Genomic DNA, 26873 nt, shown 5'->3' with positions numbered 1-26873 from the left:
TTCCGCCACCTGGGCACTCAAGGCGATGATTGCTCATCTCCGGCGTCGTGATTGCTCACGGCGTCGTGGGGCGGCACTTTACTCAGGGGGCGTTTGCTTGTAAACCCCTGCTGTGAAAAATATTTTATTGAGCATGCCAGGCTAACTATTGCGTGGTTTTCACGTTTCAATAGGCGCCATGGCAGTTCCTACCGAACCAAGACACAGAAGGTAACCCCAGACTGATGGCCGATTGGCAATCCCTCGATCCCGAGGCCGCCCGGGAAGCGGAAAAGTACGATAACCCCATTCCGAGTCGCGAACTCATTCTGGCTCATCTCGCCGATCGCGGCGCCCCGGCCACACGGCCACAGCTCGCCGAAGAATTCGGTCTCGTCACCGAGGACCAGCTCGAAGCCTTGCGGCGCCGCATGCGTGCAATGGAGCGCGACGGTCAGGTGATCTACACCCGCCGCGGTGCCTATGCGCCCATCGACAAGCTGGACCTGGTGCGTGGCCGCATCGCCGGCCATCGCGATGGCTTCGGCTTCCTGATCCCCGACGACGGCAGCGACGACCTCTTCCTCAGCCCGGCGCAGATGCGCCTGGTGTTCGATGGCGACATCGCCCTGGCGCGGGTCGCCGGCCATGATCGGCGCGGTCGTCGCGAAGGCGGCCTGGTCGAGGTGGTCACCCGGGCGCACGAGTCGCTGGTCGGGCGCTTCTTCCAGGAGAGCGGCCTGGCCTACGTGGTGCCGGACAATCCCAAGATCGGTCAGCAGGTGCTGGTGCCCGAGGGCAAGCACGGCGGCGCCGCTCACGGCCAGTTCGTGCAGGTGCGCATCGACGAGTGGCCCACCACCTTCCGCCAGGCCCAGGGCGAAGTGGTCGAGATCCTGGGCGACTACATGGCACCGGGCATGGAGATCGAGGTCGCCCTGCGCAGCTACGACATCCCCAACGAATGGCCCAAGGCCGTCGAGAAGGAGGCTGCCAAGCTCAAGCCCGAGGTGGAGGAGAAGGACAAGCAGAAGCGCATCGATCTGCGCCAGCTGCCCTTCGTGACCATCGATGGCGAAGATGCTCGCGACTTCGACGATGCCGTCTATGCCGAGGCCAAGAAGTCCGGCGGCTGGCGGCTGTACGTGGCCATCGCCGACGTCTCCCACTACGTCAAGGTCGGCTCGGCGCTGGATGCCGAGGCGGAAAAGCGCGGCAACTCGGTGTATTTTCCCGAGCGGGTGATTCCCATGCTGCCGGAGGCGCTCTCCAACGGCCTCTGTTCACTCAATCCCCAGGTCGATCGCCTGGCCATGGTCTGCGAGATGACCATCGCCGCTTCCGGGCGCATGACCGGCTACCAGTTCTACGAAGCGGTCATCCACTCCCATGCCCGTCTGACCTACAACAAGGTCTCGGCGGTGCTTGAACAGCCCAAGTCGGCCGAAGGCAAGCAGTTGCGCAAGCAGCTCGGCGACGTGGTGCCGCACCTGGAGCAGCTCTACAGCCTGTACAAGGTGCTGCTGGCCGCTCGTCATGTGCGCGGTGCCATCGATTTCGAGACCCAGGAAACGCGCATCGTCTTTGGCGCCGACCGCAAGATCTCGGAGATCCGTCCGACCCAGCGCAACGATGCCCACAAGCTGATCGAGGAGTGCATGCTGTGCGCCAACGTGGCCACCGCCAAGTTCCTCGAAAAGCACAAGGTGCCGGCCCTCTACCGGGTGCACGAGGCGCCGCCGCTGGAAAAGCAGACCAATCTGCGCCAGTTCCTCGGTGAGATGGGTCTGTCGCTGACCAAGGGCAAGGCCAATCCGGTGCCGTCGGACTACCAGGCGCTGCTGCAGCAGATCCGTGAGCGGCCGGATTTCCGGCTGATCCAGACGGTGATGCTCAGATCCCTGAGTCAGGCGGTCTACAGCCCGGACAACAACGGTCACTTCGGTCTCAACTACGAGGCCTACACCCATTTCACCTCGCCGATCCGGCGTTATCCGGATCTGCTGGTACACCGGGCGATCCGCAGCGTCATCCGCTCCAAGCTGGAGACCAAGCACGTCAAGCGCGCAGGCGCGACGAGCATGGCCAAGGCGCGCATCTATCCCTATGACGAGTTGCGCCTGGATCAGCTCGGTGAGCAGTGCTCCATGACCGAGCGCCGCGCCGACGAGGCCACGCGTGACGTGTCCAACTGGCTCAAGTGCGAGTTCATGAAGGATCGCGTCGGCGAGACCTATGCCGGCGTCATCACCGCGGTGACCGGCTTCGGCCTGTTCGTCGAACTGTCCGAGGTCTTTGTCGAGGGCCTGGTGCACGTCACCGCGCTGCCGGACGACTACTACCATTTCGACAGCGTCCATCATCGCCTCTCCGGCGAGCGCAGCGGGCGCAGCTATCGCCTGGGCGATCCCATCGAGGTGGTGGTGGCTCGGGTCGACCTGGACGAGCGCAAGATCGACTTCGTGCTGCCGGCCTCGGCCGGCGCGCCGCGGGTCCGTGAAGAGCGCGAGCCGCGCCGCAAGCGTGACAGTCGCGGTCGCCGCCGCGAGGCGCCGGCAGCGGAAGATCAGGCCGTCGCCCCGACGCCGGAAGCCCCGGCCACCTCGGTGTCGCCGGAGTTGCTGGAGCAGGCCGACAAGCTGCTGGGCAATACCGACGTCAAGCGCAGTCGCGCGGTGAAGCAGGCGCTGCTGGCGGAAGCCAAGGTCGAGGGCGGCAAGCCCAAGGCCAAGGGCAAGTCCGGCGGTCAGGACAAGGCCGGCGCCCAGGGGCAGACCACGGCCCAGGGCAAGGCTGCCAAGGGCAAGGCCAGTGCCACGGCCAAGGCGCGTACCGCTCCGGCGAAGCGTCAGGCGCAGGGTGCTGCTGCCGAAGGCGCCGCTGCGGTGGAAGCCAAGGTCAAGAAGGCCAAGGCCGCTGCTGCCAAGAAGAAGTCGGCTGCCAAGCCCAAGGTCGAAGGCCAGGCCCAGGCCGCGGCCAAGAGCAGGACCAAGGCCAAGGCCAAGAAGCCGCATCGCAAGGGCCAGGCGCGCCCCAAGGATGACGCATGAGCCAGCTGGAAACCGTCTACGGTATCCACGCCGTGGAAGCGCTGCTGCGCTTCCACCCGCGGCGGGTGAAGCAGCTCTGGATCGCCGAAGGGCGGCGTGAGCCGCGGGTGGAGGCCCTGCTGGAGCTGGCTGCCGGTCAGCGCCTGGCGGTGGAAACCAAGCCGCGGGCGCTGCTCGACGAGCTGGCCGAGGGCGTGCACCAGGGCGTGGTGGCCCAGGTCAGCCCCAGCCAGGTCTGGGGCGAGGCCATGCTCGAGGAGTTGCTCGATCGGGCCGAAGGTCCGCCGCTGCTGCTGGTGCTCGATGGCGTGACCGATCCGCACAACCTCGGCGCCTGCCTGCGCAGCGCCGATGCCGCCGGAGCCCTGGCGGTGATCGTGCCCAAGGACAAGTCGGCCACCCTGACCGCCGTGGTGCGCAAGGTCGCCTGTGGGGCCGCCGAGGTGCTGCCGCTGGTGGCCGTCACCAACCTGGCGCGGACTCTGGAAAAGCTGCAGAAGCGTGGCCTGTGGATCGTCGGGACTGCCGGTGAGGCGACCCAGGAGATCTATGACGTCGACATGAGTGGGCCGACCGTGGTGGTCATGGGGGCCGAGGGCAAGGGCATGCGCCGACTGACCCGCGAGCATTGTGATCATCTGGCCCGGCTGCCCATGGCCGGCAGTGTCAGCAGTCTCAACGTTTCGGTGGCGACCGGGGTCTGCCTGTTCGAGGCCGTGCGTCAAAGACGCGCCTCTGCGCCCAGCTAGCCCGCGCTAAGAAACGTCTGGGTACCGACGCAGCGCGTATCGCACTATACGAATCGCGCTGCAGTGCGCAGAATATCGGCCTCGCTCCGGGAATGCCGGGGCGAGGCCTGTCAACAAGAGGACGCCCGCGTGAGTCAGGAGATCCAGGAGCCGGTAGGCTTGCGAGTGCTGCTCGTCGAAGACGATGCCACGCTGCGCATGCTGACCACCGAAGTCATCGAGGAGCTGGACCACCAGGTTACGGCCGTCGCCTCGGCGGAGGCCGCCCTCGAGTTGCTGCCGCAACGCGAACACGATGTGCTGTTCACCGATATCGGGCTGGGCGGCATGTCCGGCATCGAGTTGACCCGCCGCGCCCTGGCGATGGATCCGACGCTGCGCATCGTGGTCGCCTCGGGTTATGCCTTCGAGCGCGAGCCGGGGATGGAGGCGCGGGTCGGGGTGCTGATCAAGCCCTATGACCTGAACAAGATCCGCCAGGCCCTGGCCGACGTGCAACGCTGAGTGCCTGGGGCTGCCCGGCGGTCGCGTCGGTCATGCCTGCGGTTGCGCCCCCCGGCGCCCTTCTCTAGAATGTTGCCCCTTGCCCGGAGTGCGTCCGCATTCCGCAGGGCAAGTCATCCGAACTATTCACTCCTTGTCTGACCGCGTTTCCGCGGCAGGCTGCAACCCGTAAGGAGCATTAAATGCGTCATTACGAAGTCGTGTTCCTGGTTCATCCGGACCAGAGCGAACAGGTGGGCGGCATGGTCGAGCGCTACACCAAGGCTATCGAAGAAGACGGTGGCAAAGTCCATCGCCTGGAAGACTGGGGCCGTCGTCAGCTGGCTTACGCCATCGACAACGTTCACAAGGCTCACTATGTACTCATGAACATCGAGTGCAGTGCCAAGGCCCTGGCCGAGCTGGAAGACAACTTCCGCTACAACGACGCCGTGATCCGCAACATGATCCTGCGCCGTGACGAGGCCGTCACCGGTCAGTCCGAGATGCTCAAGGCCGAAGAAAACCGCAACGAGCGTCGCGAGCGTCGCGAGCGTCCTGCCGAGTCCGAGTCCGAGTCCGCCGAAGGCAACTCCGACGACGCCGACAGCGCCGAGTAATCTGGATCTAGCGAGGAATCATTGTCATGGCACGTTTCTTCCGTCGTCGTAAGTTCTGCCGTTTCACCGCCGAAGGCGTGAAAGAGATCGACTACAAGGATCTCAACACCCTGAAGGCCTACGTCTCCGAAACCGGCAAGATCGTCCCGAGCCGTATCACTGGCACCAAGGCCAAGTACCAGCGTCAGCTGGGTACCGCCATCAAGCGTGCCCGTTACCTGGCCCTGCTGCCCTACACCGACAGCCACGGTCGTTGATCGACGCCTGATCACGAATAACGGATAAACACGGCATGCGGCCTCTGGCTGAGTTCATCATGCGCGGCCGTACTCAAGCCACCCTCGTGGTGGTGCTGGGTGCAGTCGTGCCGCTGCTGTACTGGATGACCGCTGCCGGTGGCAGCCTGGTGCTGTTGCGCCGGGGACCTGCCGCGGCGGCCGGGGTGCTGGTCTGGGCCCTGTTGCCAGCGCTGTTCTGGCTGTATCTGGGTGATGCCAGCATCGTGCTGGTGTTGCTGGGTTCGACGCTGCTGGCGGCCATCTTGCGCCAGAGTCTGTCCTGGACCCGGGTGCTGTTGGCCAGTGTCCCCCTGGGGCTGGTCTTCGCCCTGGTGCTGGGCCAGGTCTATGCCGAGGGCATCGCGCAACTGGCGGAGGAAATCCGTCGGCTGCTGCCCCAGGTGTTGGGCCCGAGCGCGGCGCAGCTGCCGCCGGAAAAGCAGGCGCAGTTGCAGCAGTTGCTGCTGCCCGTGCTGACCGGTCTGATGGCGGCGTTCTTCCAGATCACCTGCCTGCTGTGCCTGATGCTCGGGCGCTACTGGCAGGCGGCGCTGTACAACCCCCAGGGGTTCGGTCGCGAATTTCGCGCCCTGCGTCTGCGTCCGGCCATCGCGCTCGGCCTCCTGGCCCTGCTGGTGCTGGCGCCGAACCTGGGCAGCGGGCTTGGCCTGCTGACCCCGCTGTGCAGCGTGCCGCTGGCCTTTGCCGGCATCGCCCTGCTGCACGGGCTGGTGGCGGCCAAGCGCCTGGCAGGATTCTGGCTGGTAGGGCTGTACGTGACGCTGTTGCTGTTCGGGCAGCTGATCTATCCGTTGTTGGTGATTCTGGCTGTGATCGATAGCGTGTTCGATTTCCGTGGGCGGTCCGCGCAAGAGCCGCAGGGGCCCGCGGACGGTGAAGGTTAAAAGTTAAGAGGAAAGACTCAATGGATGTCATCCTGCTGGAAAAGATCGCCAACCTGGGCAACCTGGGCGACAAAGTGAACGTCAAGGGCGGTTACGCCCGTAACTTCCTGCTGCCGCAGGGCAAGGCCACCGCAGCCACCGCTGCCAACGTCGAGGCTTTCGAAGCTCGTCGCGCCGAGCTCGAGAAGCAGGCTGCCGAGAAGAAGGCCGAGGCTGATGCCCGTGCCGCCAAGCTGGCCGACCTGACCGTTACCATCGCCGCCAACTCCGGCGACGAAGGCAAGCTGTTCGGTTCCATCGGCACCCGCGACATCGCTGAAGCCGTCAGCGCCGCCGGCGTTGAGCTGGACAAGAGCGAAGTTCGCCTGCCCAACGGCGCCCTGCGCAGCGTTGGCGAATACGATGTCGAAGTGCACCTGCACACCGACGTCGAAGCTACCGTCAAGGTCGTCGTCGTCGCTGAATAAGCGCGCCGTCGCCTGACTGGCGGACTTGCGCCCCGGCGCCGGTCTGTCGACAATCGGGCACGTCATTGCCAAGGCAGTGACGTGCCCTTTGTCTTTTCTGCCCTATCGAAAATCATTTCGCCGCCCGCAATGGGGGCCCAAGACCTGCGCATGAACGAGATTTCCCTGCCCGAGCAGTACGATCTGCAGACCGCTGCCCTCAAGGTCCCGCCGCATTCCATCGAGGCCGAACAGGCCGTGCTGGGTGGTCTGATGCTGGACAACAACGCCTGGGAGCGCGTGCTCGATCAGGTGTCCGATGGCGACTTCTATCGCCACGACCACAGACTCATCTTTCGCGCCGTGGCCCGTCTGGCCGAGCGCAACCAGCCGTTCGACGTGGTGACCCTGTCCGAACAGCTGGACAACGAAGGTCAGCTGCCCCAGGTGGGCGGCCTGGCCTATCTGGCCGAGCTGGCCAAGAACACCCCCTCGGTGGCCAACATCAAGGCCTATGCGCAGATCGTCCGCGAACGGGCCACCCTGCGCCAGCTGATCGGCATCAGCGCCGACATCGCCGACAGCGCCTACAACCCGGAAGGCCGCGGCGCCAACGAGCTGCTCGACGAAGCCGAGCGCAAGATCTTCGAGATCGCCGAGGCGCGGCCGAAGTCCGGCGGGCCGGTCGGGGTCAACGACATCCTGACCAAGGCCATCGACCGCATCGATACCCTGTTCAACTCCAGCGATGCCATCACCGGCGTGTCCACCGGCTTCGCCGACCTGGACGAGAAGACCAGCGGCCTGCAGCCGGCCGACCTGATCATCGTCGCCGGCCGTCCCTCCATGGGCAAGACCACCTTCGCCATGAACCTGGTGGAGAACGCGGTGCTGCGCACCGACAAGGCAGTCCTGGTGTTCTCCCTGGAGATGCCCGCCGACTCCATCGTGCTGCGGATGCTCTCGTCCCTCGGCCGCATCGACCAGACCAAGGTGCGCTCCGGCAAGCTGGACGACGATGACTGGCCGCGGCTGACCTCGGCGGTCAATCTGCTCAACGACCGCAAGCTGTTCATCGACGATACCGCCGGCATCAGTCCCTCGGAAATGCGCGCCCGCACCCGGCGCCTGGTGCGCGAGCACGGCGACCTGGCGCTGATCATGGTGGACTACCTGCAGCTGATGCAGATCGGTGGCAGCAGCGGCGAGAACCGCACCAACGAGATTTCCGAGATCTCCCGCTCGCTCAAGGGCCTGGCCAAGGAATTCAACTGCCCGGTGGTGGCGCTCTCCCAGCTCAACCGATCGCTGGAACAGCGGCCGAACAAGCGTCCGGTGAACTCCGACCTGCGCGAATCGGGCGCCATCGAGCAGGACGCCGACGTCATCATGTTCGTCTACCGGGACGAGGTGTACCACCCGGAGACCGAGTACAAGGGCGTGGCGGAAATCATCATCGGCAAGCAGCGTAACGGTCCGATCGGTACCACGCGGCTGGCCTTCATCGGCAAATACACCCGGTTCGAGAATCTCGCGCCCGGCAGCTACGTTTTCGAGGACGAATGATGGTCAAGGACAAGCTGAAGATCGCGGTCCTGCTCGGCGGCACCAGCGAAGAACGCGACGTGTCAATCGCCAGCGGTGCCCAGGTGGTGGCGGCGCTGCGCCGGCGTGGGCATCAGGTGGTGACCGTGGATACCGCCCTGGGGCTGCTCGATGAAGACGCCGAGCGCGCCCTGCTGGAAGCCCGCGTCGGCCTCGAACCGCCGGAGCGGACCGCCCTGGTGCGGATGCGCGGCCAGGATGCCGGCGCGGTGCTCAGCCGTGCCCAGCTGGGCGACCAGGATCTGCTGTTCCTCGCCCTGCACGGCGGGACCGGCGAGAACGGCACCCTGCAGACCCTGCTCGACCTGGCCGAGTTGCGCTACACCGGCAGCGGCCGGGTGGGCAGCGCCGTGGCCATGGACAAGGACCTCAGCAAGCGGCTGTTCCGGGCCGCTGGCGTACCCACCGCCGACTGGCTGATGGCGCCGGTGGATGCCGCGACCGTGGCCGACACCCTGGGCTTTCCGGTGATCGTCAAACCCAGCCAGCAGGGTTCCACCGTGGGCCTGAGCAAGGTCAACCGCGCCGAGGACCTGCAACCGGCCATCGAGCTGGCGCTGCGCTATGACCGCGAGGTGATGATCGAGCGCTTCGTCGCCGGGCGCGAGCTGACCGTGGGCGTACTGGGCGACCAGCCACTGGCGGTGGGCGAGATCGTCCTCGGCCAGAGTGGCGTGTTCGACTACACCAGCAAATACCAGCCCAAGGGCGCTGTGGAAGTCTTTCCGGCCGAGGTCTCCGCGGAGATCGCCGAGGAAGCGCGCCGGCTGGCCCTGGCCGCGCATCGGGCGCTCAAGCTCGACGGCTACAGTCGCGCCGACTTCCGCCTGGACGCCGAGGGACGGCTCTGGTGTCTGGAGGTCAACACGCTGCCGGGCATGACCGCCACCAGTCTGCTGCCGCAATCGGCCGCGGCCATGGGCATCGACTTCGACGAACTCTGCGAGCGTATCTGCCAGCTGGCCCTGCAGGACTGACCCCACGCAGCCGGCGCCGCTATCGCTTCGGGTGGTGGCGGCTGCGTCTCCCGTCGAAGCCGGATCCGGATCCGCCGCCATGCCCCAGACGCTCACCCCGGTGCAGACCCGGGCGCTGTTCTTTTCCGCACTGCTGCTGTTCGTCCTGCCCTTCATCCTGGTCGACTTTCCCTATGTCGATGACAACTGGCGCATCCAGCTGGAGAACGGCCCGGAGTGGCGCCAGCAGGGGCGGGTGCTCACCGAGGTCTTCTACCGGCTGCTGACCTTCAGCGGCAGTACCCTCAACCTCTTCCCCCTGCCGCTGCTGATCGCCTGCGCCGCCGCGACCTGGGCCCTGACCGATCTGGCCCGCCACTGCTTCGGCGCGCCGCGACCGACCCAGTGCCTGGCCCTGCTGCCGCTGTGGTTCTCGCCGTTCTGGCTGGGCAACCTGACCTACCAGTACGATGGCCCGACCATGGCCCTGAGTCTGGTGGCGGTGATCTATGCGGCGATCTTTCGCAGTCGTCACACCGTGCTGGCGCTGCTGGTGCCGGCGGCGCTGCTGGCGGCGGCCATCGCCTTCTACCAGGTGGCCCTCAATGTCTTCGTCGGCCTCTGCTGCCTGGAGTTCATCCGCGCCGTGCAACGCCGCGAGGCCCCGGCGCAGGCCCTGCGGCTGGTGCTGCGCCAGGGCCTGCAGTTGCTGCTGGGTTGCGCCCTCTACTCTCTCACCGCCTATCAGCTGATGGCGACCACGCGACACGCCGGTGTGGGTGGCCAGGTGCTGCCCGAGCTCTGGCATCGGCTGGGCGAGGTACTGCAGAGCGTCGGCCTGCTGGTCACCCCCGGCAATCTCTGGCTGTGGTGGCTGTTTGGTGGGCTGGCGGCGATCGGCTATGGCCTGGGCGGCCTGACCTATGCCCGCGCCTATGGCCGCCGGGCGCTGCTGCCCCTGCTGCTGTACGGCGCGACGCTGCCGGTGCTGGCCGCCTGCGTGGCCGGCATCACCCTGCTGTTCAGCGATTTCATCCTCGAGGCGCGCACCCTGATGGGCCTGGCGGTCATCCTGACCCTGGCCCTGCTGCTGGCCCACGACCTGCTGGAGCGCCTCCAGCCACGGCTGACCTGGCTGCTGGTGCTGCCCGTGCTGTGGATGCTGTCGCTGGCCTATGCCTATGGCCAGGTGCTCTCGGCGCAAAAGACCTTCGAGCGCGGTTTCGTCCAGGAACTGCACCATGACCTCAGCAGCCTTCCGGAGCTGCGGCCGCTCAAGCGGCTGCTCTGGACCGGAGGTCCGCTGGAGGTGGCCTGGCTGCCGCTGGCGCAGAAGACCTTCGAGCAGGTGCCGGTCCTGCCCTTCATCCTCGGCCTGTCGCCGGGCAACTTCATGATCGCCGAACGCCTGCTGGATCTGGGGGTGATCGACGATGCCGACAGCGACAGCTGCACCCAGCGGGTGGCCGTGCCCGGTGCCGCCACGCGACTGGTGGACAATCGCTTCTACGACATCTGGGCGGTGGGCGAGGACGGCTGCATCATCATGAAGCCGCAAAGGCCCTGGGTGCCGTTCGAGTAGGGAGGTAGGTTGGGCTGAGACGGCTCCATCGTCGAAGCCCAACGAGCGGTGCCTACCCCAGGTGTTGGGCTTCGCTTGCGCTCAGCCCAACTACCCGTAGCGATCAGCCGCGGCGCAGCCGGTAGCAGAGGAACAGGAAGGCCAGCCAGACCGGGATGGCATAGACCGAGACGGCGATGCCGGGGATGCGCAGCATCAGCACCAGGATCATGCCGACGAAGGCCAGGCACAGCCAGTTGGCGAAGGGCGACCAGAAGGCCGGGAAGTGCGAGGTGCGCCCGGCCTGGCGCTGGGCGGCGCGGAATTTCAGGTGGGTCAGGCTGATCAGCGCCCAGGCGATCACCAGCGAGGCCACCACCAGCGACATCAGCAGCTCCAGGGCATTCTGCGGCAGCAGGTAGTTGACCACCACGCAGAGCAGGGTCACCGCCGAGGACACCGCGATGCCCAGCAGCGGCACGCCACGGCGATTGGTGCGCAGCAGGGCGCGCGGGGCGTCGCCCTGTTCCGCCAGGCCGTAGAGCATGCGGCTGGTGCAGTAGACGCCGCTGTTGTAGACCGACAGCGCCGCGGTCAGTACCACGAAGTTGAGCAGGTGAGCGGCGGTGTCGCTGCCGAGCAGGGCGAAGGTCTGCACGAAGGGACTGCCGGCGTAGTCGTCACCGCCGGCGCCGATGCTGCGCACCAGTTCGTCCCAGGGATGCAGCGACAAGAGGATGGTCAGGGCGCCGACATAGAAGATCAGGATGCGCCAGACCACCTGGTTGATGGCCTTGGGGATCACGCTGCGCGGCTGGTCGGCTTCGGCGGCGGTGATGCCCACCAGTTCCAGGCCGCCAAAGGAGAACATGATGATCGCCAGCACGGCGAACAGACCGCTCCAGCCATTGGGCAAGAAGCCGCCATGACTCCAGAGATTGCTCACCGAGGCCTCGGGACCGCCGCTGCCACTGACCAGCAGCCAGAGCCCGAAGGCCATCATGCCGAGGATGGCCACCACCTTGATCAGCGCGAACCAGAATTCGGTCTCGCCAAAGGCCTTCACGTTGAACAGGTTGATGGCGTTGACCAGCACGAAGAACACCAGGGCGCTGGCCCAGGTCGGCACCTCGGGCCACCAGTACTGCACGTACTTGCCCACTGCGGTGAGTTCCGACATGCCCACCAGCACATAGAGCACCCAGTAGTTCCAGCCGGAGAGAAAGCCCGGGAAGCGGCCCCAGTAGCGACTGGCGAAGTGGCTGAAGGAGCCGGCGACGGGTTCCTCGACGATCATCTCGCCGAGCTGGCGCATGATCAGGAAGGCGATGAAGCCGGCGATGGCGTAGCCGAGGATCATCGCCGGACCGGCGGATTTCAGCACCCCGGCCGAGCCGAGGAACAGACCGGTGCCGATGGCTCCGCCGAGGGCGATCAGCTGTATATGACGATTCTTCAGGCCGCGCTGCAACTGGCCGGCGGCGGGTTGGGGCTGGGACATGGACGGGGGCGTCTCGGTGGTGAAGGGGAGCGGGCGGCTATGGTAGCACTCCTGTCGAGTTGGGCCGCTGAGTGGACTTTCCCTCACTCCGTCCCTCTCCCGGAGGGCGAGGGGGAAGAGCATGCTGCCGTTGGGTAGCGTTCCTCGGTCCTCTCTGGGGAGAAGGGGGCAGCTACGCGTGGACAAGGCTGCGCCGTTATCCACCCTACGGCTGAAGGGCATTGCCGATGGGCTTCCCTAGCCCCGACCCTCTCCCCAAGGGAGAGGGGGACGAATAGCTGCGCGGTGTGCTTTTGCCCCCTCTCCCCCGGGGAGAGGGTTGGGGTGAGGGCGGGTCCAGAGCCACCGTCGATAGCCAAAGGCAATCGATGTCCGGGGGCTGAACTGGTCATTTTTTGTGCTATTCTTCGCGCCCTCCTAAAAACCCCCCTTTCCCGGAAGCTGCCATGCAAGCCGCCACGCCGCTGTTCGACTATCCGAAATACTGGGCCGAGTGCTTTGGTCCTGCACCCTTCCTGCCCATGAGTCGGGCGGAGATGGAGCAACTCGGCTGGGACAGCTGCGACATCATCATCGTCACCGGGGACGCCTACGTCGATCATCCGTCCTTTGGCATGGCCATCATCGGCCGGCTGCTGGAGGCCCAGGGCTTCCGCGTGGGCATCATCGCCCAGCCGGACTGGCAGTCGAAGGACGACTTCATGAAGCTCGGCGAGCCGAATCTGTTCTTCGGGGTGGCCGCGGGCAACATGGACTCCATGATCAACCGCTACACCGCGGACAAGAAGGTCCGGTCCGACGATGCCTATACCCCGGGCAACGTCGCCGGCAAGCGACCGGATCGCGCCAGCCTGGTCTACAGCCAGCGCTGCAAGGAGGCCTACAGCCACGTGCCGATCGTGCTCGGCGGCATCGAGGCCTCGCTGCGCCGGATCGCCCACTACGACTACTGGCAGGACAAGGTCCGCCGCTCGATCCTGATGGACGCCACCGCCGACATCCTGCTCTATGGCAACGCCGAGCGGGGGGTGGTGGAGATCGCCCAGCGCCTGTCGCGTGGCGAGCGCGTCGAGTCCATCACCGATGTGCGCGGCACCGCCTTCATCCGTCGCGATACGCCCGAGGGCTGGTTCGAGGTCGACTCGACCCGCATCGACCGTCCCGGTCGCGTCGACAAGATCATCAATCCCTATGTGAACACCCAGGACACCGAGGCCTGCGCCATCGAGCAAGCCAAGGGTGAGGTTGAGGATCCCAACGAAGCCAAGGTGGTGCAGTTGCTGGAAAGCCCGCGCATGACCCGCGACAAGACGGTGATCCGCCTGCCGTCCTTCGAGAAGGTCCGCAACGACCCGGTGCTCTATGCCCACGCCAACCGGGTGCTGCACCTGGAGACCAACCCGGGCAACGCCCGGGCGCTGGTGCAGCGGCATGGCGACGTGGACGTCTGGTTCACGCCGCCGCCCATCCCCATGACCACCGAGGAAATGGACTACGTGTTCGGCATGCCCTATGCGCGCGTGCCGCACCCGGCCTATGGCAAGGAAAAGATCCCGGCCTACGAGATGATCCGTTTCTCGGTGAACATCATGCGTGGCTGCTTTGGTGGCTGCACCTTCTGCTCCATCACCGAACACGAAGGCCGGATCATCCAGAATCGCTCCCATGACTCGATCATCCGCGAGATCGAGGAGATGCGCGACAAGGTGCCGGGCTTCACCGGCGTGGTTTCGGACCTGGGCGGCCCGACCGCCAACATGTACCGCATCGCCTGCAAGGATCCGGAGATCGAGCGCCACTGCCGCAAGCCTTCGTGCGTGTTCCCCGGCATCTGCGAGAACCTCAACACCGATCACTCGTCCTTGATCGAGCTCTACCGCAAGGCGCGGGCGCTGCCGGGGGTGAAGAAGATCCTGATCGCCTCGGGGCTGAGATACGACCTGGCCGTGGAATCGCCCGAGTACGTCAAGGAACTGGTCACCCACCATGTCGGCGGTTACCTGAAGATCGCGCCCGAGCACACCGAGCGCGGTCCGCTGGACAAGATGATGAAGCCCGGCATCGGCAGCTACGACCGCTTCAAGCAGATGTTCGAGAAGTACACCAAGGAGGCGGGCAAGGAGCAGTACCTGATCCCGTACTTCATCGCCGCGCATCCGGGTACCACGGACGAGGACATGATGAACCTCGCCCTCTGGCTCAAGCGCAACGGCTTCCGTGCGGACCAGGTGCAGGCCTTCTATCCCTCGCCGATGGCCACCGCCACGGCCATGTACCACTCGGGCAAGAATCCGCTGCGCAAGGTCACCTACAAGAGCGATGGCGTGACCATCGTCAAGAGCGACCAGCAGCGCCGCCTGCACAAGGCCTTCCTGCGTTACCACGATCCCAAGGGCTGGCCGATGCTGCGCGAGGCGCTCAAGGAGATGGGCCGTGCCGACCTGATCGGGCCGGGCAAGCACCAGCTGATCCCGGCCACCCAGCCGGTGGGCGACACCGGTTACCAGAGCGCGCGACGCAAGAATTCCACCCCGGTGGGCAGCAAGAAGGCCGGTAACGGCGGCGGACGCATCCTGACCCAGCACAACGGCCTGCCGCCCCGCGCCAGCGACGGCAGCAAGGCCTGGGACAAGGGCCAGGAAGGCCAGGCCGCCGGCTACGCCAAGGGCGGTCCGCGCAAGAAGTCGCGGCGCCAGCCGAACATGCCGCGGTAGGGTTCTATCGCGGCCATGGGCCGCTCCCACAGAGAGCGATGCTTTTGTAGGAGCGGCCGCATCGGCGGACCGCCATGGCCGCGATTAAGATCTTGAATTGTCTTCATCACTCAAGGACGAGCGATGTCATCACGTCATGCGGCGCTACGCAGGGGCCGGGTTTCTCTGCCTGGCCAGCTGTATCTCCTTACCACCACGACCGTGGAACGTCAGGCACTGTTCGCCGATTTCCATTTGGCGTGCACGGCGGCTCGTGCCTTCAACGACCCTCGTTTGCTCGATGACGCCAGGCTGCTTGCCTGGGTGTTGATGCCGGATCACGTTCACTGGCTGGTTTCGCTGGGTGAGTGTTTCAGCCTGGAAGAGTTGGTCCTGCGCCTGAAGTCGGCAAGCGCGCGTCGGGTCAATGCGATCCGCAATACCAAAGGGGCTGTGTGGGCGCCGGCCTATCATGACCATGCGCTACGAGCCGAAGAGGATGTGCAGGCGGTGGCCCGGTACATCGTCGCCAATCCGCTAAGGGCGGGGCTGGTAAAGCGGGCGGGTGATTATTCGTTTTGGGATGCGGTGTGGCTGTAGATGGTTGCGCGGAAATTATCGCGGCCATGGGCCGCTCCTACGGGGCATATCGGAGCCTGTAGGAGCGGCCCATGGCCGCGATCAAACGTGCTATCAACCGCGCAATTCGGCGAAGTGGCCCTGCATGCGGTCGGCGTTGGCGCTACGGCCGCTGAAGAGTTCGAAGGCCTTGACCGCCTGGAACACGGCCATGGTGCCGCCGTCCAGGGTGCGGCAGCCGAGGGCGCGGGCCTGGCGCAGCAGTTCGGTTTCCAGCGGGAAATAGATGATCTCGGCGACCCACAGGCCGGGGTGCAGCAACTCGGCCGGCAGCGGCATGCCGGGCAGCTTGGCCATGCCCACCGGCGAGGTGTTGACCAGGCCATCGGCGGCGGCTACCGCGGCGGCCCGGTCGGTGCCGACCGCGGCGCGCCCGGGGCCGAAGTGGCGGGTCAGGTTGTCCACCAGCGCCTGGGCGCGCTCGGCCTCGACGTCGAAGATGAACAGCTGGTCCACCCCCTCGGCGAGTAGGGCGTGGGCCACGGCGCTGCCGGCGCCGCCAGCGCCCAACTGCACTACCAGCCGCTTGGCCACGTCCGGCAGGCCGCGGCGAAAGCCTTCGGCGAAGCCCAGGCAGTCGGTGTTGTGGCCCACGGTGCGGCCGTCGGCCAGCACCACGGTGTTCACCGCGCCGATGCCGCGCGCCTCGGGGGAGAGGTCGTCGAGCAGCGGGATGATCGCCTGCTTGCAGGGAAAGGTGATGTTGAGACCGGTGAAGCCGGTGCGCTGGGCGGCCTGCAGCAGCTCGGGCAGGGCGTCGGCGGAGAGGCCGAGCACGTCCAGGTCGATCAGGCGGTAGAGGTATCTGAGGCCCTGGGCGTCGCCTTCGCGTTCGTGCATGGCGGGCGTCAGCGAAGCCTGGATGCCGGCGCCGATGAGGCCGGCGAGAACGGATTTGGGTGCGGTCATGGCGTTAGTTTCCCTGGTGGGCGATGAGGGCGCTGATGGCGGCGCGATACCCCTGGCTGCCGAGGCCGCAGATGACGCCGACGGCAATGCCCGAGACATAGGAATGGTGACGGAAGGCTTCGCGGCGATGCACGTTGGACAGGTGCACCTCGTAGACCGGCAACTCGCTGGCCACCAGGGCATCGCGCAGGGCCACCGAGGTGTGGGTCCAGGCGGCGGGATTGATCACCACCCCGGCATAGGCGCCGCGGGCCGCGTGGATCCAGTCGAGCAATTCGCCTTCGTGGTTGGTCTGGCGGAAATCCACCTCGTACCCCTCGGCGGCGCCGGTCTCGGCACACAGCCGGGCGACGTCGGCCAGGGTCTCGTGGCCGTAGGTGGCGGGTTCGCGGGTGCCGAGCAGGTTGAGGTTGGGTCCGTTGAGGACCAGGATGCGACGGGAGGACATGACAGCCTTCTCTCTTGGGGTCTTGCCGGGCAGGCGCTGCCCGGCGCTGGAGAGAAAATGTACCAGTCGGTTAATTTCGTCAATCGAGGCGAACGGGCGGGCGGCCGAGCAGGTCGCGGAAGCGTTCGATTATCGACCTTGGTGGCTCAGATCGCCACCAGTCCCCGTACCCCTTCGGCCTCCATGTCAGCGCCGCGACCGCGCTGGACGATCTCGCCACGGGACATCACCAGATAGCCGTCGGCCAGTTCGCTGGCGAAGTCGTAGAACTGCTCCACCAGCAGAATGGCCATGTCGCCACGCTTGGCGAGGTGGGCGATGACGGTGCCGATCTCCTTGATCACCGAGGGCTGGATGCCTTCGGTGGGTTCGTCGAGGATCAGCAGCCGCGGGCGGCTGGCCAGGGCGCGGCCGATGGCCAGTTGCTGCTGCTGGCCGCCGGAGAGGTCACCGCCGCGGCGCTGGCGCATTTGCCGCAGCACGGGGAAGAGCTCATAGATGGACTCGGGCACCTCGCGGGCCTCCCGGGCGGGAAAGCGTGACAGGCCCATGAGCAGATTTTCCTCGACGGTGAGGCGCGGAAAGATCTCGCGGCCCTGGGGCACGTAGGCGATGCCGGATTGCACGCGCTGGTGCGGCTTGCGACTGGTGATGTCCTGGCCTTCCCAGGTGACGCTGCCGCGCTTGGCCGGGATCAGGCCCATGAGGCAGCGCAGCAGGGTGGTCTTGCCGACGCCGTTGCGGCCGAGCAGGCTGGTGACCTCGCCGATGGGGGCGTCGAAGGACAGGCCACGCAGGATGTGGCTGCCGCCGTAGTACTGATGGAGTTCGTTGACCTGGAGCATGGGGGCCTCGGGAAGGTTCTATCGCGGCCATGGGCCGCTCCTACGGATAGGGTGCCGCTCGTGGCCATGGCCGCGATGCGCATTCTCAAGTCAGGGGCGCTAGCGCCCCAGATACACCTCGATCACCTGGTCGTTGGCCTGGACCTGGTCCAGCGAGCCTTCGGCGAGGACGTGGCCCTGGTGCAGCACGGTGACGTGGTCGGCGATGCTGCCGACGAAGCCCATATCGTGCTCCACCACCATCAGCGAGTGCCTGGGCACCAGCGACTTGAACAACTCGGCGGTGAATTCGGTCTCGGCATCGGTCATGCCGGCGACGGGTTCGTCGAGCAGCAGTAGTTGCGGCTCCTGCACCAGCAGCATGCCGATCTCGAGGAATTGCTTCTGACCGTGGGAGAGCAGGCCAGCGGTACGGCCGCGGGATTCCTGCAGGCGGATGGTGGTGAGCACCTCTTCCAAGCGGTCGCGCTGTTCGCCGGAGAGGCGCGCGCGCAGGCTGGCCCAGACCGACTTGTCGGTCCGTTGCGCCAGCTCGAGGTTTTCCCAGACCGTCAGGGCCTCGAACACCGTGGGCTTCTGGAACTTGCGACCGATGCCGGCCTGGGCGATTTCCACCGGTTGCAGGCGGGTCAGGTCCAGGGTCTCGCCGAACCAGGCGCTGCCGCGGTCGGGGCGCGTCTTGCCGGTGATGACGTCCATCATGGTGGTCTTGCCGGCGCCGTTGGGGCCGATGATGCAGCGCAATTCGCCGACGCCGATGTAGAGGTTGAGGTCGCGCAGGGCCTTGAAGCCATCGAAGCTGACCTCGATGCCTTCCAGGCTGAGGATGGTGCCGTGGCGGGTATCCAGGCCCGTGCCGGCGCGATGGCCGAGACCGCTGGCTTCCGCGCCAATGCCGGCATCGAGCACTTCCGCGGCGGTGGGAGGTACGGGGGCGGCTTTCATGCGTCGCGCTCCTTCTTGATGAGGCCGATCACGCCACGCGGCAGATAGAGGGTGACGACGATGAACAGGGCGCCGAGAAAGAACAGCCAGTATTCCGGGAAGGCCACGGTGAACCAGCTCTTGGCACCGTTGACGATGCCGGCGCCGAGCACCGGGCCGATCAGGCTGCCGCGTCCGCCGAGGGCGACCCAGATGGCCGCTTCGATGGAGTTGGTGGGGGCCATCTCGCTGGGGTTGATGATGCCCACCTGGGGTACGTAGAGCGCCCCGGCCAGGCCGCAGAGCACCGCCGAGAGCACCCAGACGAACAGCTTGAAGCCGCGCGGATCGTAGCCGCAGAAGGTCACCCGGTTCTCGGCGTCGCGGATCGCCGTGAGGATGCGGCCGAACTTGCTCTGCGCCAGGCGCCAGCCTAGCCAGAGGCTGGCCACCAGCAGGGCCACGGTGAGCAGGAAGAGCACCGCCCGGGTGCCCTGGGCGGCGACCGGAAAGCCCAGCAGGGTGGTGAAGCCGGTGAAGCCGTTGTTGCCGCCGAAGCCGGTCTCGTTGCGAAAGAACAGCAGCATGCCGGCAAAGGTCAGCGCCTGGGTCATGATCGAGAAGTAGACGCCCTTGATCTTCGAACGGAAGGCGAAGAAGCCAAACGCCAGGGCCAGCAGACCGGGGGCCAGCACCGCCAGGCACAGCGCCCAGAGGAAGTGGTCGGTGCCGGCCCAGAACCAGGGATAGCGGGTCCAGGAGAGAAAGCTCATGAACGGCGGCAGACCGTCACCGGCGGCCTGGCGCATCAGGTACATGCCCATGGCGTAGCCGCCCAGGGCAAAGAACAGCCCGTGGCCGAGGGAGAGCATCCCGGCGTACCCCCAGACCAGGTCCAGCGCCAGGGCGACGATGGCGTAGCAGAGGATCTTGCCCACCAGAGTGAGGGTGTAGGCCGAGACCTGGAAGGGGTTGTCGGCCGGCAGCAGGGACAAGAGCGGCAGGGCGATCAGCACGGCGAGGGCAAGGCCGAGCACGGCCAGGCTCAGGCGCGGGCCGGCCTTCTGCACAGCGGTAAGCGCGAGTGGCTGGTTCAATCGATGACCCTCCCCTTGAGGGCGAACAGGCCCTGGGGCCGCTTCTGGATGAACAGGATGATCAGGCCGAGGATGAGGATCTTGCCCAGCACGGCGCCGATCTGGGGTTCGAGGATCTTGTTGACGATGCCCAGGCCGAAGGCTGCCAGCACGCTGCCGGCCAGTTGGCCGACGCCGCCGAGCACCACCACCAGGAAGGAGTCGATGATGTAGCTCTGGCCAAGGTCCGGACCGACGTTGCCGATCTGCGACAGGGCCACGCCGCCGAGGCCGGCGATGCCGGAACCGAGGCCGAAGGCGAGCATGTCGATGCGCCCGGTGGGGACGCCGCAGCAGGCGGCCATGTTGCGGTTCTGGGTCACGGCGCGCACGTTGAGGCCCAGACGGGTCTTGTTCAGCAGGGTCCAGGTGAGGATCAGCACGAAGACCACGAAGCCGAGGATGATCACCCGGTTCCACGGCAGGAGCAGGTTGGGCAGCACCTGGATGCCGCCGGACAGCCAGGCCGGGTTGGCCACCTCGACGTTCTGGGCGCCGAACAGCACCCGCACCGCCTGGATCAGCATCAGGCTGATGCCCCAGGTCGCCAGCAGGGTCTCCAGCGGTCGGCCATAGAGATGGCGGATCACGGTGCGCTCCAGCGCCATGCCGATGGCGGCGGTGACGGCGAAGGCCACCGGCAGCGCCAGCAGCGGATACCAGGCCAGCCATTCGGGCGCCAGGCGTTGCAGGGTCAGCTGCACCACATAGGTGCTGTAGGCGCCGAGCATCAGCATCTCGCCGTGGGCCATGTTGATGACGCCGAGCAGGCCATAGGTGATGGCCAGACCCAGAGCGGCCAGCAGCAGGATGGAGCCGAGCGATAACCCGGTGAAGGCCTGGCCGAGCAGGTCGCCCAGCAGCAGCTTGCGGTCCACCTGGGCAAGGCCGGTGGCAGCGGCCTTGCGGACGTCTTCGTTGGCTTCCACGGCCGGGTCGAGCAGGGCCTGCAGGCGGGTCTTGGCCTGGGGCTCACCGGATTCGCCGAGCAGCCGTACCGCGGCCAGGCGCACGGCGGGATCGGGGTCGGTCAGCTGCAGATTGGCCAGGGCGGCGGCAAGGGCGCCTTTGACGTCCTTGTCGGCTTCGTTCTGCAGGCGCTTTTCCAGGAAGGCACGCTGCTCGGGCTTGGCCTCCTGGCGCAGGGCCTGGGCGGCGGCCAGGCGTACGCTGGCATCGGGCGACAGCAGCCCGCCGCTGGCCTGGGCGGCGCCGATGAGGATGCGCAGACGGTTGTTCAGGCGTACCGGCTTGGGTGTGCCGGTGGGAGGGGTGGCGTCGCCTTCGGCGGCGCTGTAGCTGTCGCCGGTCTTGTAGAAGGGCCGCTTGTCTTCATCGACATAGAAGCGGCCGTCCTGCAGTGCCTGGAGCACCGGGAGCTGGGCGGGATCGGGCGCGGCGGCCCAGTCCTGGAGGAGTTTGGCCTGGTCGTTGGCGCTGGCGGCGGCCAGGTCGGCGGCGGGGCCGGCCTGGGCGGTGCCCATGAGCAGCAACAGCAGGGGCAGTAGAAAAAGGCGTAGGGACATACTCGGCCTCGTGGGTGGGTAAAGGCTCCTGCCCGGCGTCTCCCGGGAGAGGGCGGGCGTGGCCTCGTTTCTGGTGCCGGCGTCCGGCGGTCTGGCCGGGTGCGCTGGCGGGCCCTCACCCCGGCCCTCTCCCAGGGGGAGAGGGGGCGGAGCGGAGCGTTGCTGTTGCGGGCGCTTCCGGTTCTGGCGGGTAGCGCCTTGGCCCTCTCCCTAGAAGAGCGGGGGAAGAGCTGTTGGCCTTGGAGCGCCTTTTGCCTTTACCCCGGCCCTCTGCCAAAGAGAGAGGAAGAACTGTTGGCTTCGGTGCGCCTGTTGCCCTCACCCCAACCCTCTCCCGGGGGGAGAGGGGGCAAGAGCGAGGTGCCACCTTGCAGGCTTCGCTCCCCTTCCCTCGGAGTGAGGGGCCGGGAGTGAGGGCGGGCCGTTACTGGCCGCTCTTCACCGGTTCGTCGGATTTCTTGTCGTTGCCGGGGATGTAGGGGCTCCAGGGCTGGGCGCGGACCGGGCCCTCGGTCTGCCAGACGACGTTGAACTGGCCGTCGTCCTGGACCTCGCCGATCATCACCGGCTTGTGCAGGTGATGGTTCTTCTCGTCCATCTTCACGGTGTAGCCGTCCGGCGCGGCGAAGGTCTGGCCGGCCATGGCCTTGCGCACCTTGTCGACGTCGGTGCTGCCGGCCTTTTCCACCGCCTGGGCCCACATGTGGATGCCGATGTAGGTGGCTTCCATGGGGTCGTTGGTCACGGCGGTCTGGTAGTTGGGCAGGTTCTTGGCCTTGGCGTAGGCCTTCCAGGCCTCGACGAACTTCTTGTTCACCGGGTTATCCAGCGACTCGAAGTAGTTCCAGGCGGCCAGCTGGCCCACCAGCGGCTTGGTGTCGATGCCGCGCAGTTCTTCCTCGCCCACCGAGAAGGCCACTACCGGCACGTCGGTGGCCTTCAGGCCCTGGTTGCCCAGTTCCTTGTAGAAGGGCACGTTGGAGTCGCCGTTGATGGTGGAGACCACCGCGGTCTTGCCGCCGGCGGAGAACTTCTTGATGTTGGCGACGATGGTCTGGTAATCGCTGTGGCCGAAGGGGGTGTAGACCTCTTCGATGTCCTTGTCCTGCACGCCCTTGCTGTGCAGGAAGGAGCGCAGAATCTTGTTGGTGGTGCGCGGATAGACGTAATCGGTGCCCAGCAGGAAGAAGCGCTTGGCGGCGCCGCCCTCTTCGCTCATCAGGTATTCCACTGCCGGGATGGCCTGCTGGTTCGGCGCCGCGCCGGTGTAGAAGACGTTGGGCGACATCTCTTCGCCTTCGTACTGCACCGGGTAGAACAGCAGGCCGTTGAGTTCTTCATAGACCGGCAGGACCGATTTGCGCGAGACCGAGGTCCAGCAGCCGAAGGTGACCGCGACCTTGTCCTGGGTCACCAGCTGACGGGCCTTCTCGGCGAACAGCGGCCAGTTGGAGGCCGGATCCACTACCACCGGTTCCAGCTTCTTGCCCAGTACCCCGCCCTTGGCGTTGATCTCGTCGATGGTCATCAGCGCCATGTCCTTGAGCGAGGTCTCGGAGATGGCCATGGTGCCGGACAGCGAATGCAGGATACCGACCTTGATGGTGTCCGCGGCGTGGGCGGCACTCCAGGGAAACAGACCGCTCATGAGCAGAGCGGACGCGGCAAGGGTGGTCTTCAGTAGTGGGCGGCGCTTCATGCGAAAGGCTCCTAAGCGAACGTGCGCTGTTGTTGGGCTGGACTGCTGGCCAGCCAGGGCGCCTTTTCAGGAACTGTGCCAGGCGTCGGCGAGACGCATAGGGACTGGCGCCTCGGCCTCGGCGGTGACTTCGCGGTCGGTCGCCCTGCACCAGTCTGGGGCTGGGCAGTGCCCTTGAATCGCGCCTTTGCACGATGCTGGTGCCTTTGGCTCACGTTGCCTTTTGCGCAACATGAAAGTCCGAATGCCGTATTGGTGGTGATGCCTGGGGCCTCCCATACTCGATCGCCAAGGGGCCGGCCACCGGGTCGGTCACCGCCAATTCGAAGCAGAGGAACAAGGCATGGGCAGGCAGGTCGGGGTCATCGGACTCGGCAACATGGGCGGCAACATGGCGATCACCCTGGCGCGCAAGGGCGTGACCGTCACCGGACTGGATCCTTCCAGCGCCGCCTGCGAGCGGGTCGCCGCCCAGGGCGTGGCCATCGCCGGCGACCTGGCGGCCCTGGCCGCCAGCAGCGACGTCATCGTGCTGTCGCTGCCCAAGGCCGAGCATGTCGAGGCCGTGTGCCTGGGCGAGGCGGGTCTGGTCAGCCGCGTGCGACCGGGCACCGTGGTGGTCGACACCACCACCTCCACCCCGGAGACCAGTCGCCGGGTGGCGGCGGCCTTCGCCGAGGTCGGCGCCGACTTCCTCGATGCCCCGGTTTCCGGCGGCCCCGCCGGTGCCGCGGCCGGCACCATGACCATGGTGATCGGCGGCAGCGAGGCGGCCCTGGCCAAGGCGCTGCCGGCGCTGGAAGCCATGAGCGCGACCCGGGTGCATATCGGCGCCGTGGGCGCCGGCAACATCGCCAAGATCGCCAACAACCTCCTGGCCGCGGCGCACCTGATCACCACCGCCGAGGCGGTGACCATGGCCGCCCGTGCCGGCGTCGCCCCGGAAAAGCTGCTCGAAGGCATCAACGCCGGTTCCGGGCGCAGCGCCGCCAGCCAGGGCATGTTCCCCACCTGGGTGCTGAACAAGGCCTACGACTCCGGCTTCACCATGGGCCTGATGCGCAAGGACGTGGGCCTGGCCCAGCAGCTCATCGCCGAACTCGGCCTCGACCTGCCACTGGCCGCGGCTACGGCCCAGGCCTGGAAGGCCAGCGCCGAGACCCTGGCCGATGGCGAGGATTTCTGCGCCATCGCACGACGTACCAGCGAAGACCTGTTCGGCAAGGGGGAATGATCATGATGAACGCCAAGACACTGGAATTGCTCAAGCCCTTCTGGGGCGACCGCCAGCAGGTCGCCAGCTTTGTGGACGGCACCTTCGTCGACGGCAGCGGCGAGCGGATCACCGTGCGCAACGCCCATGACGACAGCCCCGCCTACAGCTACCCCGACGCCGACCTGGCCGTGGTCGAGCGCGCCGATACCGCCGCCCGCCGGGCGCGCGAGGAATGGCGCGCCCTGACCGCCCAGGCGCGCGGGCGCATCATCTACCGGGTTGGCGCCCTGATCCGCGAGGAAGCCGAGGTTTTGGCGCAACTGGAATCCCAGACCGCCAACAAGCCGATCCGTGATGCCCGCGTCGAGGTGCTCAAGGTCGCCGAGATGTTCGAGTACTACGCCGGCTGGGCCGACAAGCTGCACGGCGAAGTCATCCCGGTGCCCACCAGTCATCTCAACTACGTGACCTACGAACCCCTGGGCACGGTGCTGCAGATCACCCCCTGGAACGCGCCCATCTTCACCGGCGGCTGGCAGATCGCCCCGGCCATCACCGCCGGTAACGCGGTGATCCTCAAGCCCTCCGAGCTGACCCCGGTGACCTCGCTGCTGCTCGGCGTGTTGGTGGAACGCGCCGGCGCGCCCAAGGGCCTGGTCAACGTGCTCGCCGGCCAGGGGCATACCGTGGGCCAGCAGGTGATCGCCCACGCCGACATCCGCAAGGTGGTCTTTGTCGGCTCGCCGGCCACCGGCCGGCACATCGCCGCCGCCGCGGCCCAGCGCTGCATCCCGGTGGTGCTGGAGCTGGGTGGCAAGTCGGCCAACATCGTCTTCGAAGACGCCGACCTGGACCTGGCTGTGCGCGGTGCCCAGGCGGCGATCTTTTCCGGCGCCGGCCAGAGCTGCGTCTCGGGTTCGCGACTGCTGGTGCAGGAATCCATCTACGAGCGCTTCATTCAGGCGGTGGCCCGCGCCGCCAGCCAGTTCAAGGTGGGTGACCCGAGCGATCCCGAGACCCAGATCGGTCCGATCCACAACGCCAAGCAATTCGCCCATGTGCGCACCATGGTGGAAGGGGCCCTGGGCGAGGGCGCGCGGCATGTCGCCAATGGCGTCGAACCGCTGCCCGCCGGGACCGGCTACTACGTCAATCCCACGGTGCTGGCCGGTCACAATGGCCTGAGCTGCGCCCAGGAAGAGATCTTCGGGCCGGTGGTGGTGGCCATTCCCTTCAAGGACGAGGCCGACGCCATCCGCATCGCCAACGACAGTCGCTTCGGCCTGGCCGGCGCGGTCTGGACCCGCGATGTCGGGCGCGCCCACCGGGTGGCCCGTGGCGTGCGCGCCGGCACCTTCTGGGTCAACGGCTACAAGACCATCCACGTCAGCTCGCCCTTCGGCGGCTATGGCGAGAGCGGCTACGGTCGCTCCTCCGGCCTCGACGCCCTGCGCGAATACAGCGAGGTGAAGAGCGTCTGGGTGGAAACCGCCGCCGTCCCCGCCGCCGGCTTCGGCTACGGCGCCAGCCTGGAGTAGCCCATGACCATTCACCAAGCGCTGCTGGACGACGCCCGTAGCTGGCGTCGCGATTTCCACGCCCATCCCGAACTGGGTTTCGCCGAGCACCGTACCGCGGCGCGGGTCGCCGAATTGCTCGAGGGCTTCGGCCTGGAGGTCCATCGTGGCCTCGGCGGCACCGGCGTGGTCGGGGTGTTGCGCCAGGGCGAGGGACCCAGTCTGGGGCTGCGCGCCGACATGGACGCCCTGCCGATGCAGGAGGTGGGGGACGTCCCCCATCGTTCCACCGCCGCCGGGCGCATGCATGCCTGCGGCCATGACGGCCACACCGCCATCCTGCTGGCCACTGCGCGCCACCTGAGTGAGAACCGCGATTTTCGCGGCACCCTCTACTTCGTCTTCCAGCCCGCCGAAGAGAATCTCGGCGGCGCCCAGAAGATGATCGAGGACGGCCTGTTCGAACGGTTTCCGATGGACGCCATCTACGGCTTGCACAACTGGCCGGGGCTGCCGGCCGGGCAGGTGGTGGTCAACCCGGGCGCCATGATGGCTTCGCTGGACACCTTCGCCATCACCCTGACCGGCAAGGGCTGCCACGCGGCCATGCCCGAGCGCGGCCGCGATCCCATCGTCGCCGCGGCGGACCTGATCCTGCAGTTGCAGACCATCGTCGCCCGGCGGATCTCGCCACTGGCGTCGGCGGTGGTCAGCGTGACCATGATGGAAGCGGGAGAGGCGATCAACGTCATCCCCGAGGTGGCGCGACTCCGGGGCACGGTGCGTTGCCTGGACGGCGCGGTGCGCGCCGAGGTGGAGCGGCTGATCGGCGAGATCGTCGCCCAGGCGCCGCTGGCCCAGGGCGTGCGCGGCGAACTGGAATTCACCCGCGGCTATCCCGTGACCCAGAACCATCCGGCCCAGGCCGCGCGGGTGCGTGAGGCGGCGGTAAGGGCCTTTGGTGCCGAGCGGGTCAGCGACGGCGTACCGCCATCCATGGCCTCCGAGGACTTCGCCTTCATGCTGGCGGCGCGTCCCGGCGCCTATCTCTGGCTGGGGGTCGACGGCGCCCAGCCCTCGGCGCCGCTGCACAACCCGGCCTATGACTTCAACGACGCCATCATCGAACCGGCCGTACGGTTGTGGGCCGAGCTGGTGCGCCAGGAACTGCCCGCCTGAGACGCCTTA

23 protein-coding genes are annotated in these 26873 nt (G+C 66.8%); 15 read left to right on the top strand and 8 right to left on the bottom strand.

The annotated features are described in order from the left end of the window. Positions 1 to 224 precede the first annotated feature (224 nt). The 10 genes from rnr (at position 225) to QKY98_RS02150 (ending at position 10653) form a co-directional block, all read left to right on the top strand. Positions 225 to 3029: a ribonuclease R gene (gene rnr / locus QKY98_RS02195; protein WP_169854446.1), complete on the top strand. Its 2805-nt coding sequence runs from the start codon at positions 225 to 227 to the stop codon at positions 3027 to 3029. Then, complete coding sequence (gene rlmB / locus QKY98_RS02190) at positions 3026 to 3778, top strand: 23S rRNA (guanosine(2251)-2'-O)-methyltransferase RlmB (RefSeq protein WP_027601074.1); 753 nt, start codon at positions 3026 to 3028, stop codon at positions 3776 to 3778. Before rnr ends, rlmB begins: the two co-directional genes overlap by 4 nt. Positions 3779 to 3907: 129 nt before the next feature. Then, positions 3908 to 4282: a response regulator gene (locus QKY98_RS02185; protein WP_007161147.1), complete on the top strand. Its 375-nt coding sequence runs from the start codon at positions 3908 to 3910 to the stop codon at positions 4280 to 4282. 182 nt (positions 4283 to 4464) lie between these two features. Continuing rightward, the gene (rpsF, locus tag QKY98_RS02180) at positions 4465 to 4881 is read left to right on the top strand and encodes a 30S ribosomal protein S6 (RefSeq protein ID WP_007161146.1); all 417 of its coding nucleotides are present in this window, start codon (positions 4465 to 4467) and stop codon (positions 4879 to 4881) included. Between the two features lie 26 nt (positions 4882 to 4907). Further along, positions 4908 to 5138, top strand: coding sequence for a 30S ribosomal protein S18 (rpsR, locus tag QKY98_RS02175; protein ID WP_007161145.1), 231 nt, complete (start codon positions 4908 to 4910; stop codon positions 5136 to 5138). 35 nt (positions 5139 to 5173) lie between these two features. Beyond that, the gene (locus QKY98_RS02170) at positions 5174 to 6064 is read left to right on the top strand and encodes a hypothetical protein (protein WP_027598829.1); all 891 of its coding nucleotides are present in this window, start codon (positions 5174 to 5176) and stop codon (positions 6062 to 6064) included. Positions 6065 to 6084: 20 nt separating this feature from the next. After that, the gene (gene rplI / locus QKY98_RS02165) at positions 6085 to 6531 is read left to right on the top strand and encodes a 50S ribosomal protein L9 (RefSeq protein WP_007161143.1); all 447 of its coding nucleotides are present in this window, start codon (positions 6085 to 6087) and stop codon (positions 6529 to 6531) included. A 150-nt stretch (positions 6532 to 6681) separates the two neighbouring features. Beyond that, positions 6682 to 8076 carry a replicative DNA helicase gene (dnaB, locus tag QKY98_RS02160; RefSeq protein ID WP_007161142.1) on the top strand — a complete coding sequence of 465 codons (1395 nt, stop codon included), beginning with the start codon at positions 6682 to 6684 and terminating at the stop codon, positions 8074 to 8076. Then, entirely contained in the window at positions 8076 to 9092 is a 1017-nt protein-coding gene (locus QKY98_RS02155; RefSeq protein ID WP_027598828.1) for a D-alanine--D-alanine ligase, read from the top strand. Before dnaB ends, QKY98_RS02155 begins: the two co-directional genes overlap by 1 nt. A gap of 79 nt (positions 9093 to 9171) precedes the next feature. Further along, entirely contained in the window at positions 9172 to 10653 is a 1482-nt protein-coding gene (locus tag QKY98_RS02150) for a glucosyltransferase domain-containing protein (protein WP_181084349.1), read from the top strand. A 103-nt stretch (positions 10654 to 10756) separates the two neighbouring features. Here QKY98_RS02150 and QKY98_RS02145 read toward each other — a convergent pair whose 3' ends face one another. Continuing rightward, positions 10757 to 12133, bottom strand: coding sequence for an amino acid permease (locus tag QKY98_RS02145; RefSeq protein ID WP_007161139.1), 1377 nt, complete (start codon positions 12131 to 12133; stop codon positions 10757 to 10759). 446 nt (positions 12134 to 12579) lie between these two features. Between QKY98_RS02145 and QKY98_RS02140 the strand changes: the two genes are divergently transcribed. After that, positions 12580 to 14847, top strand: coding sequence for a YgiQ family radical SAM protein (locus tag QKY98_RS02140; RefSeq protein WP_284670282.1), 2268 nt, complete (start codon positions 12580 to 12582; stop codon positions 14845 to 14847). 123 nt (positions 14848 to 14970) lie between these two features. Beyond that, positions 14971 to 15426 carry an REP-associated tyrosine transposase gene (locus QKY98_RS02135; RefSeq protein ID WP_074584930.1) on the top strand — a complete coding sequence of 152 codons (456 nt, stop codon included), beginning with the start codon at positions 14971 to 14973 and terminating at the stop codon, positions 15424 to 15426. A gap of 93 nt (positions 15427 to 15519) precedes the next feature. Here the strand turns inward: QKY98_RS02135 and QKY98_RS02130 are convergent, their stop codons facing one another. From QKY98_RS02130 to urtA, 7 genes are all read right to left on the bottom strand, one after another. Further along, positions 15520 to 16374, bottom strand: coding sequence for a shikimate dehydrogenase (locus tag QKY98_RS02130; RefSeq protein WP_284670281.1), 855 nt, complete (start codon positions 16372 to 16374; stop codon positions 15520 to 15522). A gap of 4 nt (positions 16375 to 16378) precedes the next feature. Next, entirely contained in the window at positions 16379 to 16822 is a 444-nt protein-coding gene (gene aroQ, locus QKY98_RS02125; RefSeq protein ID WP_284670280.1) for a type II 3-dehydroquinate dehydratase, read from the bottom strand. A 146-nt stretch (positions 16823 to 16968) separates the two neighbouring features. Continuing rightward, positions 16969 to 17667, bottom strand: a complete 699-nt coding sequence (gene urtE / locus QKY98_RS02120) for an urea ABC transporter ATP-binding subunit UrtE (RefSeq protein WP_027601068.1) — start codon at positions 17665 to 17667, stop codon at positions 16969 to 16971. Between the two features lie 99 nt (positions 17668 to 17766). Then, positions 17767 to 18612, bottom strand: a complete 846-nt coding sequence (gene urtD, locus QKY98_RS02115) for an urea ABC transporter ATP-binding protein UrtD (RefSeq protein ID WP_027598822.1) — start codon at positions 18610 to 18612, stop codon at positions 17767 to 17769. Beyond that, entirely contained in the window at positions 18609 to 19688 is a 1080-nt protein-coding gene (gene urtC / locus QKY98_RS02110) for an urea ABC transporter permease subunit UrtC (protein WP_026084070.1), read from the bottom strand. The genes urtD and urtC overlap by 4 nt, the downstream gene beginning before the upstream one ends. Further along, positions 19685 to 21253 carry an urea ABC transporter permease subunit UrtB gene (gene urtB / locus QKY98_RS02105; RefSeq protein WP_042137378.1) on the bottom strand — a complete coding sequence of 523 codons (1569 nt, stop codon included), beginning with the start codon at positions 21251 to 21253 and terminating at the stop codon, positions 19685 to 19687. Before urtB ends, urtC begins: the two co-directional genes overlap by 4 nt. 424 nt (positions 21254 to 21677) lie before the next feature. Next, positions 21678 to 22952 (bottom strand): urea ABC transporter substrate-binding protein, encoded by a 1275-nt coding sequence (gene urtA / locus QKY98_RS02100; RefSeq protein ID WP_027601065.1) that lies wholly within the window; start codon positions 22950 to 22952, stop codon positions 21678 to 21680. Between the two features lie 277 nt (positions 22953 to 23229). On the opposite strand from urtA, the gene QKY98_RS02095 reads away from it, so the two are divergent. From QKY98_RS02095 to QKY98_RS02085, 3 genes are read left to right on the top strand one after another with little or no spacing between them, the layout of a single operon-like run. Next, positions 23230 to 24186, top strand: a complete 957-nt coding sequence (locus tag QKY98_RS02095; RefSeq protein WP_255211838.1) for an NAD(P)-dependent oxidoreductase — start codon at positions 23230 to 23232, stop codon at positions 24184 to 24186. Between the two features lie 2 nt (positions 24187 to 24188). Then, entirely contained in the window at positions 24189 to 25706 is a 1518-nt protein-coding gene (locus tag QKY98_RS02090; protein ID WP_108581459.1) for an aldehyde dehydrogenase family protein, read from the top strand. Between the two features lie 3 nt (positions 25707 to 25709). Further along, positions 25710 to 26864, top strand: coding sequence for a M20 aminoacylase family protein (locus QKY98_RS02085; RefSeq protein ID WP_042137382.1), 1155 nt, complete (start codon positions 25710 to 25712; stop codon positions 26862 to 26864). The last annotated feature ends 9 nt before the right edge of the window (positions 26865 to 26873 follow it).

Origin of the sequence: Pseudomonas sp. HR1, assembly GCF_030175875.1 — a bacterium.
GTDB lineage: Bacteria > Pseudomonadota > Gammaproteobacteria > Pseudomonadales > Pseudomonadaceae > Chryseomonas > Chryseomonas oryzihabitans.
The sequence above is the reverse complement of the archived record's forward strand: the minus strand, read 5'-3'. Positions and strand labels throughout refer to the sequence as shown.

What these genes read in the sequence shown, in the direction of transcription:
- aroQ (WP_284670280.1), bottom strand. Translation starts at nt 16,822, where the DNA reads ATGTCCTCCCGTCGCATCCTGGTCCTCAACGGACCCAACCTCAACCTG.
- QKY98_RS02150 (WP_181084349.1), top strand. Translation starts at nt 9,172, where the DNA reads ATGCCCCAGACGCTCACCCCGGTGCAGACCCGGGCGCTGTTCTTTTCC.
- rlmB (WP_027601074.1), top strand. Translation starts at nt 3,026, where the DNA reads ATGAGCCAGCTGGAAACCGTCTACGGTATCCACGCCGTGGAAGCGCTG.
- urtB (WP_042137378.1), bottom strand. Translation starts at nt 21,253, where the DNA reads ATGTCCCTACGCCTTTTTCTACTGCCCCTGCTGTTGCTGCTCATGGGC.
- QKY98_RS02140 (WP_284670282.1), top strand. Translation starts at nt 12,580, where the DNA reads ATGCAAGCCGCCACGCCGCTGTTCGACTATCCGAAATACTGGGCCGAG.
- rpsR (WP_007161145.1), top strand. Translation starts at nt 4,908, where the DNA reads ATGGCACGTTTCTTCCGTCGTCGTAAGTTCTGCCGTTTCACCGCCGAA.
- QKY98_RS02090 (WP_108581459.1), top strand. Translation starts at nt 24,189, where the DNA reads ATGATGAACGCCAAGACACTGGAATTGCTCAAGCCCTTCTGGGGCGAC.
- QKY98_RS02155 (WP_027598828.1), top strand. Translation starts at nt 8,076, where the DNA reads ATGGTCAAGGACAAGCTGAAGATCGCGGTCCTGCTCGGCGGCACCAGC.
- QKY98_RS02130 (WP_284670281.1), bottom strand. Translation starts at nt 16,374, where the DNA reads ATGACCGCACCCAAATCCGTTCTCGCCGGCCTCATCGGCGCCGGCATC.
- QKY98_RS02170 (WP_027598829.1), top strand. Translation starts at nt 5,174, where the DNA reads ATGCGGCCTCTGGCTGAGTTCATCATGCGCGGCCGTACTCAAGCCACC.
- urtE (WP_027601068.1), bottom strand. Translation starts at nt 17,667, where the DNA reads ATGCTCCAGGTCAACGAACTCCATCAGTACTACGGCGGCAGCCACATC.
- urtD (WP_027598822.1), bottom strand. Translation starts at nt 18,612, where the DNA reads ATGAAAGCCGCCCCCGTACCTCCCACCGCCGCGGAAGTGCTCGATGCC.
- dnaB (WP_007161142.1), top strand. Translation starts at nt 6,682, where the DNA reads ATGAACGAGATTTCCCTGCCCGAGCAGTACGATCTGCAGACCGCTGCC.
- urtA (WP_027601065.1), bottom strand. Translation starts at nt 22,952, where the DNA reads ATGAAGCGCCGCCCACTACTGAAGACCACCCTTGCCGCGTCCGCTCTG.
- QKY98_RS02085 (WP_042137382.1), top strand. Translation starts at nt 25,710, where the DNA reads ATGACCATTCACCAAGCGCTGCTGGACGACGCCCGTAGCTGGCGTCGC.
- QKY98_RS02135 (WP_074584930.1), top strand. Translation starts at nt 14,971, where the DNA reads ATGTCATCACGTCATGCGGCGCTACGCAGGGGCCGGGTTTCTCTGCCT.
- rnr (WP_169854446.1), top strand. Translation starts at nt 225, where the DNA reads ATGGCCGATTGGCAATCCCTCGATCCCGAGGCCGCCCGGGAAGCGGAA.
- rpsF (WP_007161146.1), top strand. Translation starts at nt 4,465, where the DNA reads ATGCGTCATTACGAAGTCGTGTTCCTGGTTCATCCGGACCAGAGCGAA.
- rplI (WP_007161143.1), top strand. Translation starts at nt 6,085, where the DNA reads ATGGATGTCATCCTGCTGGAAAAGATCGCCAACCTGGGCAACCTGGGC.
- QKY98_RS02145 (WP_007161139.1), bottom strand. Translation starts at nt 12,133, where the DNA reads ATGTCCCAGCCCCAACCCGCCGCCGGCCAGTTGCAGCGCGGCCTGAAG.